Source organism: Xenorhabdus budapestensis (genome assembly GCF_017743015.1).
Lineage (GTDB): Bacteria > Pseudomonadota > Gammaproteobacteria > Enterobacterales > Enterobacteriaceae > Xenorhabdus > Xenorhabdus budapestensis.
Window position 1 is genome coordinate 3,750,001 of the sequence record NZ_CP072455.1, and the last position, 16,307, is coordinate 3,766,307.

17 protein-coding genes are annotated in these 16,307 nt (G+C 38.9%); 9 read left to right on the top strand and 8 right to left on the bottom strand.

All coding sequences use genetic code 11. The annotated features are described in order from the left end of the window. Positions 1-276 precede the first annotated feature (276 nt). Entirely contained in the window at positions 277-843 is a 567-nt protein-coding gene (gene gmhB / locus HGO23_RS16515; RefSeq protein WP_209027281.1) for a D-glycero-beta-D-manno-heptose 1,7-bisphosphate 7-phosphatase, read from the bottom strand. 184 nt (positions 844-1,027) lie between these two features. Here gmhB and metN point away from each other — a divergent pair, with 184 nt between their 5' ends. The 6 genes from metN to proS all read left to right on the top strand — a co-directional run bounded on the left by metN (position 1,028) and on the right by proS (position 6,898). Next, on the top strand, positions 1,028-2,059 hold the full coding sequence (gene metN / locus HGO23_RS16520) for a methionine ABC transporter ATP-binding protein MetN (RefSeq protein WP_209027282.1): 1,032 nt from the start codon (positions 1,028-1,030) through the stop codon (positions 2,057-2,059). After that, on the top strand, positions 2,052-2,705 hold the full coding sequence (locus HGO23_RS16525; RefSeq protein ID WP_099134999.1) for a methionine ABC transporter permease MetI: 654 nt from the start codon (positions 2,052-2,054) through the stop codon (positions 2,703-2,705). The genes metN and HGO23_RS16525 overlap by 8 nt, the downstream gene beginning before the upstream one ends. A gap of 179 nt (positions 2,706-2,884) precedes the next feature. Beyond that, entirely contained in the window at positions 2,885-3,700 is an 816-nt protein-coding gene (locus HGO23_RS16530; RefSeq protein WP_099135000.1) for a MetQ/NlpA family lipoprotein, read from the top strand. Between the two features lie 152 nt (positions 3,701-3,852). Then, entirely contained in the window at positions 3,853-4,245 is a 393-nt protein-coding gene (gene rcsF / locus HGO23_RS16535) for an Rcs stress response system protein RcsF (protein WP_209027283.1), read from the top strand. Between the two features lie 50 nt (positions 4,246-4,295). After that, on the top strand, positions 4,296-5,012 hold the full coding sequence (gene tsaA, locus HGO23_RS16540) for a tRNA (N6-threonylcarbamoyladenosine(37)-N6)-methyltransferase TrmO (protein ID WP_209027284.1): 717 nt from the start codon (positions 4,296-4,298) through the stop codon (positions 5,010-5,012). A gap of 164 nt (positions 5,013-5,176) precedes the next feature. Beyond that, positions 5,177-6,898, top strand: coding sequence for a proline--tRNA ligase (gene proS, locus HGO23_RS16545; RefSeq protein WP_209027285.1), 1,722 nt, complete (start codon positions 5,177-5,179; stop codon positions 6,896-6,898). A 101-nt stretch (positions 6,899-6,999) separates the two neighbouring features. Here proS and nlpE read toward each other — a convergent pair whose 3' ends face one another. Continuing rightward, the gene (nlpE, locus tag HGO23_RS16550) at positions 7,000-7,698 is read right to left on the bottom strand and encodes an envelope stress response activation lipoprotein NlpE (RefSeq protein WP_209027286.1); all 699 of its coding nucleotides are present in this window, start codon (positions 7,696-7,698) and stop codon (positions 7,000-7,002) included. A 325-nt stretch (positions 7,699-8,023) separates the two neighbouring features. On the opposite strand from nlpE, the gene rof reads away from it, so the two are divergent. Next, complete coding sequence (rof, locus tag HGO23_RS16555) at positions 8,024-8,290, top strand: Rho-binding antiterminator (RefSeq protein WP_209027287.1); 267 nt, start codon at positions 8,024-8,026, stop codon at positions 8,288-8,290. Between the two features lie 218 nt (positions 8,291-8,508). Here the strand turns inward: rof and HGO23_RS16560 are convergent, their stop codons facing one another. From HGO23_RS16560 to HGO23_RS16585, 6 genes are all read right to left on the bottom strand, one after another. Beyond that, entirely contained in the window at positions 8,509-8,970 is a 462-nt protein-coding gene (locus HGO23_RS16560; RefSeq protein WP_209027288.1) for a VapA/VapB family virulence-associated protein, read from the bottom strand. A 418-nt stretch (positions 8,971-9,388) separates the two neighbouring features. Then, positions 9,389-10,774, bottom strand: a complete 1,386-nt coding sequence (gene tilS / locus HGO23_RS16565; protein ID WP_209027289.1) for a tRNA lysidine(34) synthetase TilS — start codon at positions 10,772-10,774, stop codon at positions 9,389-9,391. A gap of 32 nt (positions 10,775-10,806) precedes the next feature. Further along, positions 10,807-11,721: a DMT family transporter gene (locus tag HGO23_RS16570; RefSeq protein WP_209027290.1), complete on the bottom strand. Its 915-nt coding sequence runs from the start codon at positions 11,719-11,721 to the stop codon at positions 10,807-10,809. 622 nt (positions 11,722-12,343) lie between these two features. After that, a complete protein-coding gene (locus HGO23_RS16575) occupies positions 12,344-12,889 on the bottom strand; it encodes a biotin transporter BioY (protein ID WP_209027291.1) in 546 nt (181 codons plus the stop codon). Positions 12,890-12,938: 49 nt separating this feature from the next. Then, positions 12,939-13,538: an energy-coupling factor transporter transmembrane component T family protein gene (locus HGO23_RS16580; protein ID WP_209027292.1), complete on the bottom strand. Its 600-nt coding sequence runs from the start codon at positions 13,536-13,538 to the stop codon at positions 12,939-12,941. After that, entirely contained in the window at positions 13,535-14,209 is a 675-nt protein-coding gene (locus HGO23_RS16585) for an energy-coupling factor ABC transporter ATP-binding protein (RefSeq protein WP_209027293.1), read from the bottom strand. The genes HGO23_RS16580 and HGO23_RS16585 overlap by 4 nt, the downstream gene beginning before the upstream one ends. 376 nt (positions 14,210-14,585) lie before the next feature. Here HGO23_RS16585 and HGO23_RS16590 point away from each other — a divergent pair, with 376 nt between their 5' ends. Both HGO23_RS16590 and HGO23_RS16595 read left to right on the top strand, forming a co-directional pair. Continuing rightward, a complete protein-coding gene (locus HGO23_RS16590) occupies positions 14,586-15,359 on the top strand; it encodes a 2OG-Fe(II)-dependent halogenase WelO5 family protein (protein WP_209027294.1) in 774 nt (257 codons plus the stop codon). A gap of 12 nt (positions 15,360-15,371) precedes the next feature. Next, entirely contained in the window at positions 15,372-16,274 is a 903-nt protein-coding gene (locus tag HGO23_RS16595; protein ID WP_209027295.1) for a DMT family transporter, read from the top strand. Positions 16,275-16,307: the final 33 nt, after the last annotated feature.

Consider the following 16,307-nt stretch of genomic DNA (forward strand, 5'->3'; position numbering starts at 1 on the left):
GCTTTTCGATAGTGTCCTGCGAGTGCCCACACAGATTGTCTGATTAACTTGTTAAAGAGCGGTGCAACCGAACGTTCGTTCCGGGTTGCGAGGCTGCGTATCTTACGCTTTCCTCTCAGAGTGTCAAGCCTTTATTTTCGCGGCTTTTAACTCCTGTCATCCCGACCTGTTTGTGTGTTTGTCGTGACAACGGATGCGCATTATAGGGAGCCTTCGAATTTACGCAAGTGTTTTTTGTAATTCCTTTTTCAACCGGATAAAATTTAAGCAAAAAGGTTATTTTTGCCTATTTTTCATCACATTTGGCAGTTCTGCAAGGCTATTAATGACCAAATCAGCAGCCTGTTCTGCTTCTTGTGTTACAGGTTTCCCTGTACGTACGAGCACCTTAATCCCGACATTAGCGGCATTGGCTGCCAGCATATCTTCTATTTTGTCTCCCACCATATAAGAAGCCGCCATATTAATATGCAGTGCTTTTTGTGCATCAAGTAACATGCCTGGTTGTGGTTTACGACAATCACAGTTCTTTTTATAGTGTTCATCACTTGCTTCTGGATGATGTGGACAATAATAAATACCTTCAAGATCAACGCCCCGATCTGCAAGTGACCAATCCATCCATTCTGTTAATTGTAAGAACTGCTCCTCTGTGAACATTTCCCGGGCGATTCCCGATTGATTTGTTACTAATACCAATGCATAGCCCATTTTTTTCAATTCAAGCATGGCTTCAATTGTGCCATCAATAAATTGAAAATTATCTATTTCATGGACGTACCCATGATCAATGTTGATCGTGCCGTCACGATCTAAAAATACGGCGGGAATACCCTGAGTCACCTGATTGCTCCAAGAATGTACTGAACAGACAGTATCGCATGATTTGTTAATGAATGAGAATGCAGCATTTAATTTATTCCTAGTTGACTTAGACGTCTAGACGCCTTAACATCCACTTTAATTCATGACTTGTTGCAAATGCTTTCAAGTTACTCACTTTTATATCTCTAAGAAAAACATAAAAATGATAAAACTGACTCAGATAAATAAAGTATTTCAACAAGGAACGCGCAGTATAAAAGCACTTTCTGATATCAATCTGCATGTCCCGCAAGGGCAAATTTATGGTGTGATTGGTTCCTCTGGAGCCGGAAAGAGTACTTTGATTCGCTGTGTGAATATGCTTGAACGCCCCACTTCCGGTCAGGTACTCGTTAATGGGCAGGATTTAACTTCTCTTTCAGAACGTGAACTGACTCGTGCCCGTCGTCATATTGGAATGATTTTCCAGCATTTTAATCTGCTGTCATCCAGAACGGTATTTGACAATGTGGCACTACCTTTAGAATTGAACAACACCTCAAAAGCAGAAATAAAAACAAAAGTTGATGAATTACTGGAGTTAGTTGGTCTTTCTGAGAAACATGATGCTTACCCTGCCAACCTATCTGGTGGTCAGAAGCAACGTGTCGCCATTGCCCGTGCTCTGGCAAACTCTCCAAAAGTACTTTTATGTGATGAGGCTACCAGTGCGCTGGATCCAGCAACAACGCGCTCTATTCTGGAGTTATTGAAAGATATTAATCGTCGTTTAGGGTTAACCATTTTGTTGATTACCCATGAAATGGATGTTGTTAAACGTATTTGCGACCAAGTTGCAGTAATTAGCGGTGGGCAGTTGATTGAACAGGATGTGGTTAGCGAAATATTTTCTCATCCTAAAACGCCTGTTGCTCAAGAGTTTATTAAGTCCACACTACATTTGGATATTCCTGAGGACTATCAGCAAAGATTACAATCTGAATCAACTCCGGATAGCTGCCCATTATTGAAACTGGAATTTACGGGCAAATCCGTTGATGCTCCGCTAATTTCCATGGCAGTACGTCGTTTTAATATCGATATCAGTATATTGAGTTCTCAAATGGATTATGCCGGTGGTGTTAAATTTGGCGTTATGCTGGCTGAATTGGACGGCGAAAATAGCAGTATTGAATTAACAATTGCGTTCTTAAAAGAGCATCATGTGAAAGTAGAGGTTCTCGGTTATGTCTGAAGGAATGATTTTATTATTGGCTAAAGGAGTCTGGGAAACTCTGGTGATGACTTTTGTTTCCGGCTTTTTTGGCTTTGTGATTGGTTTACCTGCCGGAGTACTTTTGTATGTTACTCGCCCTGGGCAGATTATAGAAAACGGTACGCTATACCGCATACTTTCTGCCCTAGTAAACATAACTCGTTCAGTTCCATTCATTATTTTGCTGGTGTGGATGATCCCTTTCACGCGGCTGATTGTGGGAACTTCAATCGGGTTACAGGCAGCGATTGTTCCTTTAACTGTTGGTGCAGCACCTTTTATTGCTCGCATGGTAGAAAATGCGTTATTAGAAATTCCATCCGGGTTGATCGAAGCAGCGCGAGCAATGGGCGCAACGCCATTCCAGATTGTCAAAAAGATTCTGCTACCTGAAGCATTACCTGGTTTGATCAACGCAGCCACAATTACCTTAATTACATTGGTTGGGTACTCTGCTATGGGTGGTGCTGTTGGTGCCGGAGGCTTGGGTCAGATTGGTTATCAATATGGTTATATTGGCTACAATGCAACCGTGATGAATATCGTATTAGCATTATTAGTTGTCTTAGTATTCTTAATTCAATTAGGTGGCGACCATTTAGTTAAGGCCGTAAATCGTAAATAATTCAACAAGTGTGCCGATTAACGGCACCTATACCGATAGTTTTCAGGCGGCAGTAAACAAAGCTGCAACTTAAAATCTAAAAGGTATATTACCGGGCTTACATCCAAAAGCCTCATTATAGTAGTACGCAATAACTTGATAAGACAGGTTATAAATCAGTATTCAATAGGGGTAAAAATATGTCAGTGAAATTGAAATCCATTGCTGTAATTGGGGCATTATTGGGAACACTCGCACTTGCAGGCTGCGGTCAAGAACAGAGAGACCCAAACCACATTAAAGTGGGTGTCATTGCAGGGCCTGAATTACAAGTTGCTGAAGTTGCAAAACAAGTAGCGAAAGAGAAATACGGCCTTGATGTTGAACTGACAACATTCAATGACTATGTTCTACCGAATGAATCATTGAGCAAGGGGGATATAGACGTCAATGTTTTCCAGCACAAACCTTACTTAGATCAGCAAACAAAAGAGCGTAACTATAAACTGGCAATTGTTGGTAATTCTTTTATCTATCCAATGGCAGCTTACTCTAAGAAGATCAAATCACTGGACGAACTACAAGATGGTTCTCAGATTGCTATACCAAACGATCCAACCAACCAGGGACGTGCTCTGCTGTTATTGCAAAAACAAGGTTTAATCAAATTGAAAGATGGTGTCGGCTTGCTGCCAACAATTCTGGACATTACCAGCAATCCTAAGCAGTTGGATATTGTGCAACTGGAAGCACCACAATTACCACGTTCACTGGATGATCAGAAGATCGCTTTAGCACTTATCAATAATACCTATGCAGGACAGATTGGTTTAACACCAGAGCAAGACGGGATCTTTATTGAAGATAAAAATTCACCTTATGTAAATATCATCGTCAGTCGTGAAGACAATAAAGATGCTGAAAACGTTCAAAAATTTGTGAAAGCCTATCAATCACCTGAAGTCGATCAGGAAGCTCAGAAAGTTTTCAAAGGTGGCGCAATAAAAGGTTGGTAACCTTTCATATTTAGGCAATCAAGATTAAAATTCTGGGGCGGATATTTTTATCCGCCCATTTTTATTGGAGAAGGGAATGCTTTTTATCATCGTTTCACCAATACTCAATCATCCCACACACACTGATTCAATCAGAATAAGGATTCATTTCAATGCGTATGTTACCTGTCTGTTTCATAGCGCTTTTTATGGTTGGGTGTACTTCCCTGCCAACTCAGGTTGATAAAACTGATAGGCTGGATTCAGAGACAGAAAACTATTCAGCCAGAAAAAACCAAAGTGCAACTTATGTTCGGGTATATACAAAACCAGACGAACTATTAGGCTCGCCATTTAAAGATCTCGGTATCGTTGCAGGGGAATCCTGCCGCAATACACTACAAGATCCTCCGGCAAGTATTGCGGTTGCACGACAGAAGATGCTGGCAAAAGCCTCTGGCTTGAATTCCAATGCCGTTCTACTGCATCAATGTGCAATCCTGTCTGGTCAGGGGTGCTATCAGATTGCTATCTGTGAAGGCACAGCGGTGAGAACCACTCATTAGTCATTATCAAGTTATTTATTAATAAAAGTATTCGGTACTGAAAAAGGCTTATGACAGATTTTCATTTTACTCAAATAGGAACGATTCATTCTCCTTACAAAGAGAAGTTTGCCATTCCTCGTCAGCCAGGTTTGGTGGAAGATGGCATCGGTCAACTCGAATTACTCGCCCCTTATAATCAGGCAGATGCTGTGCGTGGATTGGAACAATTCAGCTATCTCTGGATTGTTTTCGTTTTTCATCAGACGATGAACGGTGGCTGGAATCCGTTAGTTCGTCCTCCCCGCTTAGGTGGCAATGCTAAAATGGGCGTATTTGCTACCCGCTCAACCTTCCGCCCCAATCCGATCGGCATGTCTTTAGTTGAGTTGAAAGGCATTGATTGTCAAAACAATCGTGTACTACTGCAACTGGGTAGTCTGGATTTAGTGGATGGAACACCAGTGCTCGATATCAAACCCTATCTACCTTTTGTTGAATCGCGCCCTGAAGCTAAAGCAGGATTTGCTCAAGATGCGCCAGATGCAGATATGGATGTTTGTTTTTCGCCAACCGCAGAACATCAACTTTTATGTCATCAGGTAAATTATTCTCAGTTACGGCGTTTTATCCGCCAGGTTTTAGCTCAAGACCCGCGTCCTGCCTACCGTCAGAAAGAGCAGGAAAAGCGAATATATGCAGCTCATATACTGGATTTCAACATACGCTGGCTGGTTAACGACACCATAACGGAAGTAGTTTCTATCGAACCACGCTATCCCCAATAGATTTCGAGTTGCATCGCGGCAGTACTTGAAAGATGAAAGGGATAAAACTCCTTTTGACATCGCAAACTCACTGGTAGACTAGCGGCTTACTTTATTTTCTGGGCTGGGTGGCCCTATCTTATTTCGCCATCCAGAAGCAGCTTGCTATCCAATGGAAACTTACTATGCGTACTAGCCAATATCTGCTCTCTACTTTAAAAGAGACGCCTGCTGATGCAGAAGTAGTCAGTCATAAACTGATGCTTCGTGCCGGAATGATCCGTAAACTCGCTTCTGGTCTTTACAACTGGATGCCGACTGGTGTCCGCGTGTTGAGAAAAGTTGAAAACATTGTTCGTGAAGAAATGAATAATGCTGGAGCGGTTGAGGTTTCCATGCCGGTAGTTCAGCCAGCGGATTTGTGGCAGGAAAGTGGCCGTTGGGTACAATATGGCCCGGAATTACTGCGCTTGGAAGATCGCGGTGCCCGTCCTTTTGTTCTGGGGCCAACCCATGAAGAAGTCATTACTGATCTGATCCGCAACGAAGTGACTTCCTATAAGCAACTTCCATTAAATTTGTTCCAGATCCAGACCAAATTCCGCGATGAAGTTCGTCCACGCTTTGGCGTAATGCGTTCACGGGAATTCATCATGAAAGATGCTTACTCTTTCCACACCAATCAAGCATCTCTGCAAGAAACTTACGACAAAATGTACGATGCCTACAGCAAGATCTTTACCCGCATCGGGCTGGATTTCCGCGCAGTTCAAGCAGACACGGGGTCTATCGGTGGTAATGCTTCCCATGAGTTTCAGGTTCTGGCCGCCAGCGGTGAAGACGATATCGTTTTCTCTACAGAATCTAACTATGCAGCAAATATCGAACTTGCTGAAGCGGTCATGCCATTTCAGGAACGTTCAGCACCAACAGAAGATATGCGTCTGGTGGATACACCAAATGCAAAAACCATCGCTGAATTAGTAGAACAATTCAATCTGCCGATTGAGAAGACGGTCAAAACACTGATCGTCCATGCCACAGAAGGAAGCGGGCACAAACTGGTGGCATTACTGGTTCGTGGTGACCATGAATTGAATGAGATCAAGGCTGAAAAACTGTCATTGGTGGCCAGCCCACTAGCGTTCGCTAGCGAAGAAGAAATTCGTGCTATTGTCAAAGCTGGCCCTGGCTCTTTAGGCCCGGTGAATCTGCCTATACCTGTTATCATTGACCGTAGTGTATCCGTTATGAGCGACTTCGGTGCAGGTGCCAACATTGATGATAAACACTATTTTGGCATTAACTGGGAGCGTGACCTGCCTCTGCCAGAAATCGCAGATATTCGTAACGTGGTTGACGGTGATGCCAGCCCAGACGGTCAAGGTATATTACAAATTAAACGTGGTATTGAAGTCGGTCATATCTTCCAACTCGGCACAAAATACTCGGCTGCCCTGAAAGCAACTGTACAGAACGAAGATGGTCATAACCAAGTTGTTACAATGGGATGTTACGGTATTGGCGTGACCCGCATTGTCGCGGCTGCCATTGAGCAGAATCACGATGATCGCGGTATTATTTGGCCGGATGCGATTGCGCCATTCCAGGTAGCAATTTTGCCAATGAACATGCACAAATCCTATCGTGTCAAAGAGGTTGCCGAAAAACTGTATGCTGACTTACGTGCCAGCGGTATTGATGTAATTTTCGATGACCGTAAAGAGCGTCCGGGCGTGATGTTTGCAGATATGGAATTGATTGGTGTACCACATGCTCTGGTTATTGGTGATCGCAATCTCGATAATGGCGAAATCGAATATAAATGCCGCCGTAATGGTGACAAACAGATGCTGAAACTGGAAAACGTAGTTAACTACCTCAAAAGTAACATTAAACAATCTTAATTCTGATTAAGCATCCAGCCTGCCGTCAGGCAGAAACAGTAACAAAAAAACCTGCGTACGCAATACGCAGGTTTTTTATATGTGGCAGAAGAGATCACTTCTTACTTTTTAGTCTGGCAAGAAGACGATTTATCAAAACGGATTTTACCTGCCTGAATCAGTGCATTATCAAACAATCCATCTTCCATTGAGGGGCGAAGAGTATAATATCCCTCCACTTCTACATAAACAGGCTCTCCGCCTTCCGCACCCATTGCGCTATAACCTCGTTCCAGCTCGATATTTTCCGATGCATCATAGAATTTTCTGCTGTGGCATTCGGTAAAAATAGCACTGTCAGCAAAATAACGATATTCACCTGCCAGTTTCTTGGGTGTCACCTTTGCCAACTTATAATTTAATTCCGACTGGATCGGTTCGCCTTTGATATCCAGCATAACCAGATCCTCTCCTGTCATCTGGTAATAGGCTTTTTCACCTTCATCACTGGTTAAAGTTATCTTTTTACCATTGACGACCCAATGCCCTGTTTCAAAAAAGGGTTTTTCTTGTCCGGATTTCAAATAAGTTTGTCCCAGAATATATGCGCCATCATTTGAAAGCTGTAAGGTAGTCTCAATACCGGCGCAATCGGCACAAGGTATCACACCGTTAAACACCTTCTCATCAATTCGGAACTGATTTTGAGGTGTCAAATCATTCTGATCGACAGCTCCATTCTGATGAGCAGGATTATTCTGACACCCAACCGCTGTCAGCACTCCTGACGCTACAAGAGCAAGTAATATGTTTTTATTCATCACAATTCTCATTCAATAAACCCAGCAGATATACCATCTTTATAACATCAGTCTTGTATAAGATATGAAGTTTTCTTAATCAGGCTGACATTACTTTACCGTATCTCAAAATACACAGTGAAAAACCAAGTAATAATGGCGTAATTTTGTTGCGTAATGGTAAAGTAAGGATTTAACCTACTGACTTTTTCAATGTAACTCAACAGACTTATCCAGTAATCTGAGGAAAAGTTACTGTGCTATAGTCGTAGGTAGCATTTTTGCATTTGAGTTTGGTCAATCACGGGCGGCACGATAACCGCCACTAACATAGTGGTGAGCAAATATGTCTATAGATACTGAATATCAACCAATTAACTGTGATGATTACGATAGCCTTGAACTAGCTTGCCAAAACCAGCTTCACTTACATATCCAGTTGCGGGGTGGTGAAATATTTGAGGGAAAAGCTAATAAATTGATTTTGAGAAAAAAAGTCGAATATATTCTCATAGAATCAAATGAAGAAACCCGTGAATTAAGATTAGATCACATTATCAGTTTCAGTAATCCAGAAATTGGAACAGTTGTTATTGAGCATTCTTCATTGTAAATAACACGTAAAACACGTTTACTACATAACAAAAGCTTACTACATAACAAAAAGTCCTCACTCAATGCGAGGACTTTTATCGTTGAAAAAATAAATTTACCCATGCAAATCAAACATAAAAAACATTCCTCTTGCCACGTTTTCATGGTACACGCAAGCTTCAACATAACCTAACGTGCCGCAACACAACTTGAAATCCATTGGGTATATAAAACGAGTTACTCAATAGCATCCCAGGCACCTTCTCCGGCACATCCAGATACAACGCTTGATACTCCACTGCCAATGAAAGAGCCTAATAATGAGTTATGCTCATCAAAAAATAATATGCCTGCAGTTGCAACAAATGTGTTGGCCCAATAATTAGTTGTATATCTCAAGAGTTTTCCATAATCACTGGTGTAACATGTCCCCCAATATTTCCCCTTCCCAGGTGTACCTAACGCATCACCCTTTCCGTTAAATGTCCGATCAGTGCTACTTAAATAGACAGTAATGTATGTTTTAAATATAAGACTAGAAATCTTAAAAGATGCTTTATAAAAACTGCCTGATTCAATTAGAACAAACGCTTTACATATTTCATCAATCTTATTTTGATCCAGTTTATCTTTCATTGCTGTAGAAAATGCCTGTACAATTTGAAGTTTAATTTCACTCTCATTAATTTCAGCACTCATAACAATAACCTTATTCAAAATGAAACACTAAATAAATTACAGTATTATTTTCATGACAGAGTTATATTTAAAATATTTTCCCAAAAAACTGTGACATCATCTGATTACCAGATGTTATTTATTATTCACTCATTTTAGAGTGAATTGGGTTAAATTTATAATCCAATTTATTTTTATAATAAATAACTCCACAAGATCAAACTTATTTGAATTTATAAGCGGATTTACCTCTAAAAAATCATCCTATATTTTAAAATTTAGTACACATTCGTATAATTTCAATAATAAATTATTTCTATTTTTCATTTTTTAACTTATAGTGTTAACAACTAAAAATTAATTCATTAAATAACAAGAGATTACATTAGGAGTAATGTAATCTCCTAAAACCGCAATCCAGGCTTCTACCGATGAGAAACTAAGTATGAGGTGAAATAGTACAAGGTAAAATTTTTTGCCACTGAACTGAAAAACCCATGTCTTCAGCCAAAAGTTGCCCCTCTTTCGTCACAAAAACCCCCAATGCTGCAATGAGTTTATCATCATAGTAGAGCAATGGCGTTCTTTCCCTGAGCCAAGGAGCCACTCCAAGTTCCTGCCATAACTTTTTACTATGGCGGGAATGCCGCCGTCCTACAATGCTGATATTTCCCTGAATTCCAAAGCGGATTGTAACCCGCTCATTATTCTTAGGTGCTCTGATGTTAACCGTACCTCCTTTACCCTCCCCACTTTCGGAAAGGAAAAGTGTTCCCAGACCATCTGGTAATAGCAATTCCTGCTCTGTATTCCATTCGATAACCATATCAACAAGTGAATGATATTGAAAAACTAACCATAACTGTTGTCGATAACGGCGAATATCAAACTGTCCTAACCTGAAACAAGGTTCTGCATCCTGTCGGGAAAGTGCGACTTCTAACCAAATCCGTTGAAGTTGTTCACGAGCGGGCATTTTCACTCCATGCCGATTGAGCCACCGGCGCAGTAATGCGTTGCGTTTAGCCTCAGAGTATGTTTCCAAAGGAGGAATTACTATCGCTCCCTCTGGAGTTATCAGCGAATTCAATAAATCATCAAGCAATTCATCCAATAATTGCTCTTGCTCGCCACACAAACTGGCACTACGGGAAACCGCTTGTGGAAAGTGTGGCCAACGCTGGTTGAGCAGTGGCATGATATTCAAACGCAGGAAATTGCGATCATACCGATCGTCCTGATTACTATTATCTTCAACCCATTTCAGCCCTTGTTCTTGCGCATAATTCTCTAATTCTGCACGGTTGACATTCAGTAATGGACGAATGAGCGTTGTCTCAGCAAATGACATAGAAGATGGCATGGAAGATAAGCCAGCCGGGCCACTTCCCCTTTTTAATGCCAACAAAAATGTTTCAGCTTGATCATCAAGATGTTGTGCCGTTACCAGAATCTCATCCTGTTGCAATTCATGCCGAAAAACCTGATAGCGAGCATCACGAGCCGCAGCTTCAATACCTTTCTTCCGGCTATCCAGGTTCACTCTTTCGGCATGGAAATCAACCTGCCAGTCAGCACAAATCTGGCAACAATGAGCAACCCACTCATCCGCTTTTACGTTTAGGCCATGATGAATGTGGACTGCCCTTAATGTGATTGGATTCTGTTTATCACAGTCCGCTTGTGAAGATTGTTGGCGCAGACGAACCAGTAAATGCAGCAACACGGTAGAATCCAGTCCACCACTAAATCCGACTAAAATTTTTTTATGTGTCCCTATCTGATCAGTCAATGTAATCATCAAAGGCTCATGTGCACTATTCATTGTGGTTAATACTCTTTTTTTAATTCGGAATATCAATCTTCAATCAAATCATCCGACAATTTATTTTTCGTCGAAGTTTCATTCTTTGCACTGATACAAAGTAACCCGGATATGATAACAAGTCCTAATCCCACCACATAGGCCGGAACGAATTCATCACCAAAGAACAAAATCAGCCACATCATCGACAATATTGGTGATAAAAATAAGATCGAGGCAATTTTCGGTGAGTCAGGGCTGCTCATGGCCTTGAACCAGATAATATAAGATATCCCATTCAATATGATGCCATTTAGCAGTGTTGGCATTAGAGAATTTCCCACAGGCCACTGGAATCTGCTGAACGCTAATAAAAATACGAGAGATACTATAGTTGAGTTAGTGAAAACCCAAAACGTACTGATATAAGGATCAATAGCAAAGTGTTTTGATAAAACAGACAATAAAGCAAAACAGAATGCTCCGCTAAACACCAGTAATAGAGCCTGTGGGTGTTGTACAGAAATTTGGGTGATATTACCTTGGGTAAAGGTGATAACAACTGCAATAAAGCCAATTGTCATACCTATCATCTGCTTGATAGATAATTTCTCTTTGAACAAGAGAAATGACAGTCCGATTATCATCAACGGCCAACTATATTGAATAGCCAAAACAGCAACACCATTTTCGATAGAATAACCATAGTAGAGCAGTAAATAAAAGAAACAGTCCAAAGCCCCTAATATGAGGACCTTAATCATTACAGGAAAAGGAATAAATAAAAGTTGCTTCCAGTTTCTCCCCATCATGACCGCAACCAGAAAGACAGCCAAAACAGACAGTACATTTGACCAGAATAAAAATTGGAAATGATCCATCTCTTTCTGACCAAAACGCGATATAGACGGAATGAAACTCCAAATGAATACACAGGAAAACGCATAAATAATATATTTATTGAGCATAGAATAAATCCATTATTAAGGAATGTTGACATTCTGTAAGGAATTTTAGAGAACATGATAGCTTGAGATCATTATTTCCACCACAAAAATCACAATGCCGACATATCATGCCGAAAGCAATACGACCAAGATCCCTAGGGACGTAAACGACTCATACAACTAAGTAGCTTCATTTATCACAAAAAGAACATAACCTGACTGCCGAAAATGTCTGTTATACAAATATGGAAAAAGTACTATATCTTTTTTCTGTGTAAAATCATTGCCTGAACTTGAAACTAAATTAATCAATAAACTAAAAGATGGAATAATTACTGTAGAATACCAGATAGATTATTCAAAATATCAAGGAAAATCGTAAATTTAGATATATCCTTCGTCTTTCAAGTTGCAGCTTTATTGGCTGCGCTACTCTTTTTTACAACTAACCCCGGTCACCATTTTTATAAACATACAGTTTTTATGCTCCCGGGGATTAGTACCCTTGCCGCCGCTCTGTATCTTAAAATCCATTGGGTATAGCAATAATAAATATTCATTTTATTACATTTAATAACAGAATAAAATTAAACAATATCAGTACAATGAAGAACATAATCTCTATCATTTAACAAATAATATTCTAATTTTTAATATCAATGCTAGGATAAGCACGGCGAATAAGTCTAGTCACAAATATCACCAATATTACCTTCACAATATCTCCAGGAAGGAAAAAAAGAGTACCTACAGCAGCTTGATATAAACTCAGTTCAGCAAAAACAGCTACCCACGGAATGCCAATAGCATAAACAAGAACAATTCCCCCAAGTACGATAAAACAAGCTTCTTTAATAATTGTCAAAGACCTTAAATTTTTCTCATACAAATAACCAATCAAACCTGCGGCTAATGGCCAAGCAAGAATAAAGCCACCACTTGGGCTAAGCATCACCCCCAAGCCTCCTTTTCCTCCAGCTAAAACAGGAAAGCCTATTACAATTAATAAAATGTAAATACAAAGAGCAATTGAACCTCTCTTCGCTCCAATAATACTACCTGCTAGCATGCACCCCATTGATTGAGCCGTCAACGGCACACCTATTGGTAACGTTAGTGGTGGAAATAAACCCAAAGCTGTCGTTAATGCAGAAAATAACGCAATATAAACAATATCTTTACTATTCATATAATCTTTCTCTTATTGATATTTAAGAATTATTCTTATACCATTATTTCTATGGATTATAAGAACGTGCTTCAATCGCAGCTGCAATATCATCTGCCATTTTCAATATTTTTACTATCAAAGGAATAGCAATAGCTATAATACTACTTTCCAAACCTCTCGCACGCTGTGCTTCTTTTATTTCTGATGTAATCGCAGCAATTACAGGAATAAAACGCAGGGAAAGAGAAATAGCAAAGCTTACCTTTGCTGGATTAATACCAACATAGCGTAACCCGCTCAACGCTTTTTCCAATACATCAAGTATGTCAGAACTGCGTGTTGTTAACATCACTAGTGCAGCCATTAATAGTAATATAACCAAACGCATAATAACCAACACAGCAGATTGCCAAGAACTAAAAAAAAGCTGAGCGATGAATATTACACAAAGTACTAAGATAAACGGTTTCAGTTGTTTCCAGATTAAATTAATAGATATATGTGTTAAAATATATAAGCATAATAGACAAAATAACATTAATCCATATGCAATAAAAGAAGAGAAAACCAACAATAGTATACTAATAAAAACCAACATGAGTAATTTATATTTCGGAAGGATCCGATGAATAAAAGAATTTCCGGGTATATATTCTGTAAAATTCATGACATCATCCTTACATATTCATTCAACGCAATTGAAGGTAAATCATCTACAACGACTTCTCCATTATCAAATACTAAAACTCGATCAAATTCTTTAAGGAAATCCAAATCATGAGAAACAACTATCACAGTCTGTTCTAATTCGTAAATAGCCTCTACAATTCGACGTTTATTCCGTAAATCAAGCAAAGTTGTTGGTTCATCAAAAATAATATAATCAGGCTCCATGACTAATACACCTGATATTGCCAATAGTTGCTTTTGCCCTCCGCTTAATAAATGTGCTGGATGATCACGTAACGATAACATATCATAACGAGCTAATATGTCTTCAGTTCGCTGATTTATTAATTCTTTTGAAAACCCAAGATTTTTCATTCCAAAAGCAAGATCTTCATTCACAATAGGAAAAACAATTTGATTATCGGGATTTTGAAAAACAAACCCCACTTTACGCCTTATAGATTTACCTTCCGTTTTGGTATTTAAACCATCAACTAATACATCTCCATTTTGAGGTATCAATAATCCATTTAATAAACGTGCAAAAGTACTTTTTCCACAACCATTACTTCCAACAACAGCAATCCGTTTTTCAGTCAGTTTCAAATTCAGTTCTCTTAGTACAACACGATCCCCATAAGTATGAGTAACATTTTTAAGCTCTAACATAATATTTTTCTTTCAATTATGAATTATATAGCGCAAATTATTCCGCCCCAAAGTGAATGAAAGGTTTCCATAGCACTTCACAATTCTCTGAGCATCCAACCTAGATCCGGTAAAAAATATCGGCACACCGATAATATATAATATCACTACAATTCGGATACAAATGATATCTTCCCTAATTTTTTAAGGTTATCACATATCATGCGAACTATAAAAGAGGATGAAAAATTAAAAATTGAGCCGGCTTTAATGAAAAGCCAGAATAATATTGTGATATTATCGGCAGAAAAAAGAATCTCTCATTGCAAGAGGAAAGGAAAAAAAACACTTTACCTGCTAATTTATTTATCAAAATTACTAATAAAAGGAAAATACGGTGTTATTTTGGAAATCTACATCTACCAATATACTTAACTCTAGAAATCTCAAAGCTGTTATTGATAACCAGATTCCTGCTCTCATAATAGCAGATTTTGCAACCCGCCAAGAATCTTTTAATTTTTCTCAAACCGTTCTAAAAAAGAAAACAATAGCATACGAATTTGGTCGGCCCGGTTCTTATTTAGGCGTATCGTTAGCACATTACAGAAATAGTTCAAAAGAAAAATATTTTACAAAAGTCAAAGAAGCTGAAGAACAGCGTTTAGAAATTATTAAACAATCCTTTGACCCTGTTGCTCGTTTTTTCCAATATATTAACCAACAAACTGATTACTCTATTTCAGTAGCCAATGAATCAACGTTTGGTTCATATTTTGCAGGTATTATTCGTGTCATATCACACGGAACTGATCCTCACGTAGATTATGCACCGACTTTTACAAAAGGAGAATTGATAGTCGGAGAGATAAGCACCCAACTCGCTTGGAATTTTTATGCTTCATCACCCGAAGAAGGAGGAGAAACTGTTGTGTATAATCAACCCTATACTTTTTCCGGTATTAATAAAACTTATGAGGCTTACGATACCCAATTGTTAGAAGAATGTGAATCTTATACGTTTAAGCCCACTGTTGGTTCTGTCGTGATTTTTAACACGATGAATCCACATATCGTCCTTCCTGCTACACAGAAAGCCAAAATCCCTCGTATAGCGACAGGATCATTTTTAGGGCTCTTACGGCCTAATCAGATTATTGCTTGGTCATAACATTGTGAGAAAATGATGAAAACCAATTTTAATACAATAAGTTGCTATATTCTCACGATTCTTACTGGTGGAACTTCTTGGTATGCCACAACATTGCAACTTACCGATGTTTCTCCAGTTATATCTCTAATCTACCGTTTTACTATCGCAGCATTAATACTTTTGTTATTGAGTCAATTAAACGGTAGTTTACAGTGTTATACATGGAGACAACATGGATTACTGGCACTGATGGGATTCTTATGCTTCTCGCTGGCATTTTTACTTATTTATCAATCAGCTGAACTCATTACCAGCAGTTTTATTGCACTTATATATTCCACCGTGATTTTTTTTAATACCTTAAATGCCGCTCTATTTTTTAAGCAACGCCTTTTATTTTCAGTGATTACAGCAGCAGTGATAGATTCAATAGGTATTTTTTTAGTATTTCTACCAGAGTTATTTACTGGAAACTGGAATTGGCTCGGTTTTATTTATGCTCTAGGCGCTACAATCGCTTTCTCTTTTTCTAATGTATGCGCCAATCATTTACAATCTCAAGGAATAAATGTATTACCTATGACTGGTTATTCTATGTGTTGGGGAGTACTATTTCTACTTGGATATGCTGTGATTACTGGAGTTCCTTTCATCTTCGATAGTTCTCTCTCATATGTATTGTCACTAGGTTGGCTTATTTTATTTCCATCTGTTATTGGATATACCACTTATTTCTTTATTGTCGCTCGTTTAGGTATGCAACATGCCGCATATACATTACTCATTGTGCCTATAATGGCGTTGTTAATCTCAACATTTACTGAAGATTATAATCTATCAATATGGACACTGGCAGGAACTTTTCTTATCTTAGTCGGTAACTATATAATCATAGACAATCAAGCCAATAACACTCAGAAAAACTCTAAATAGTTTTTATTTTATTAATATACAATGCAATATTTT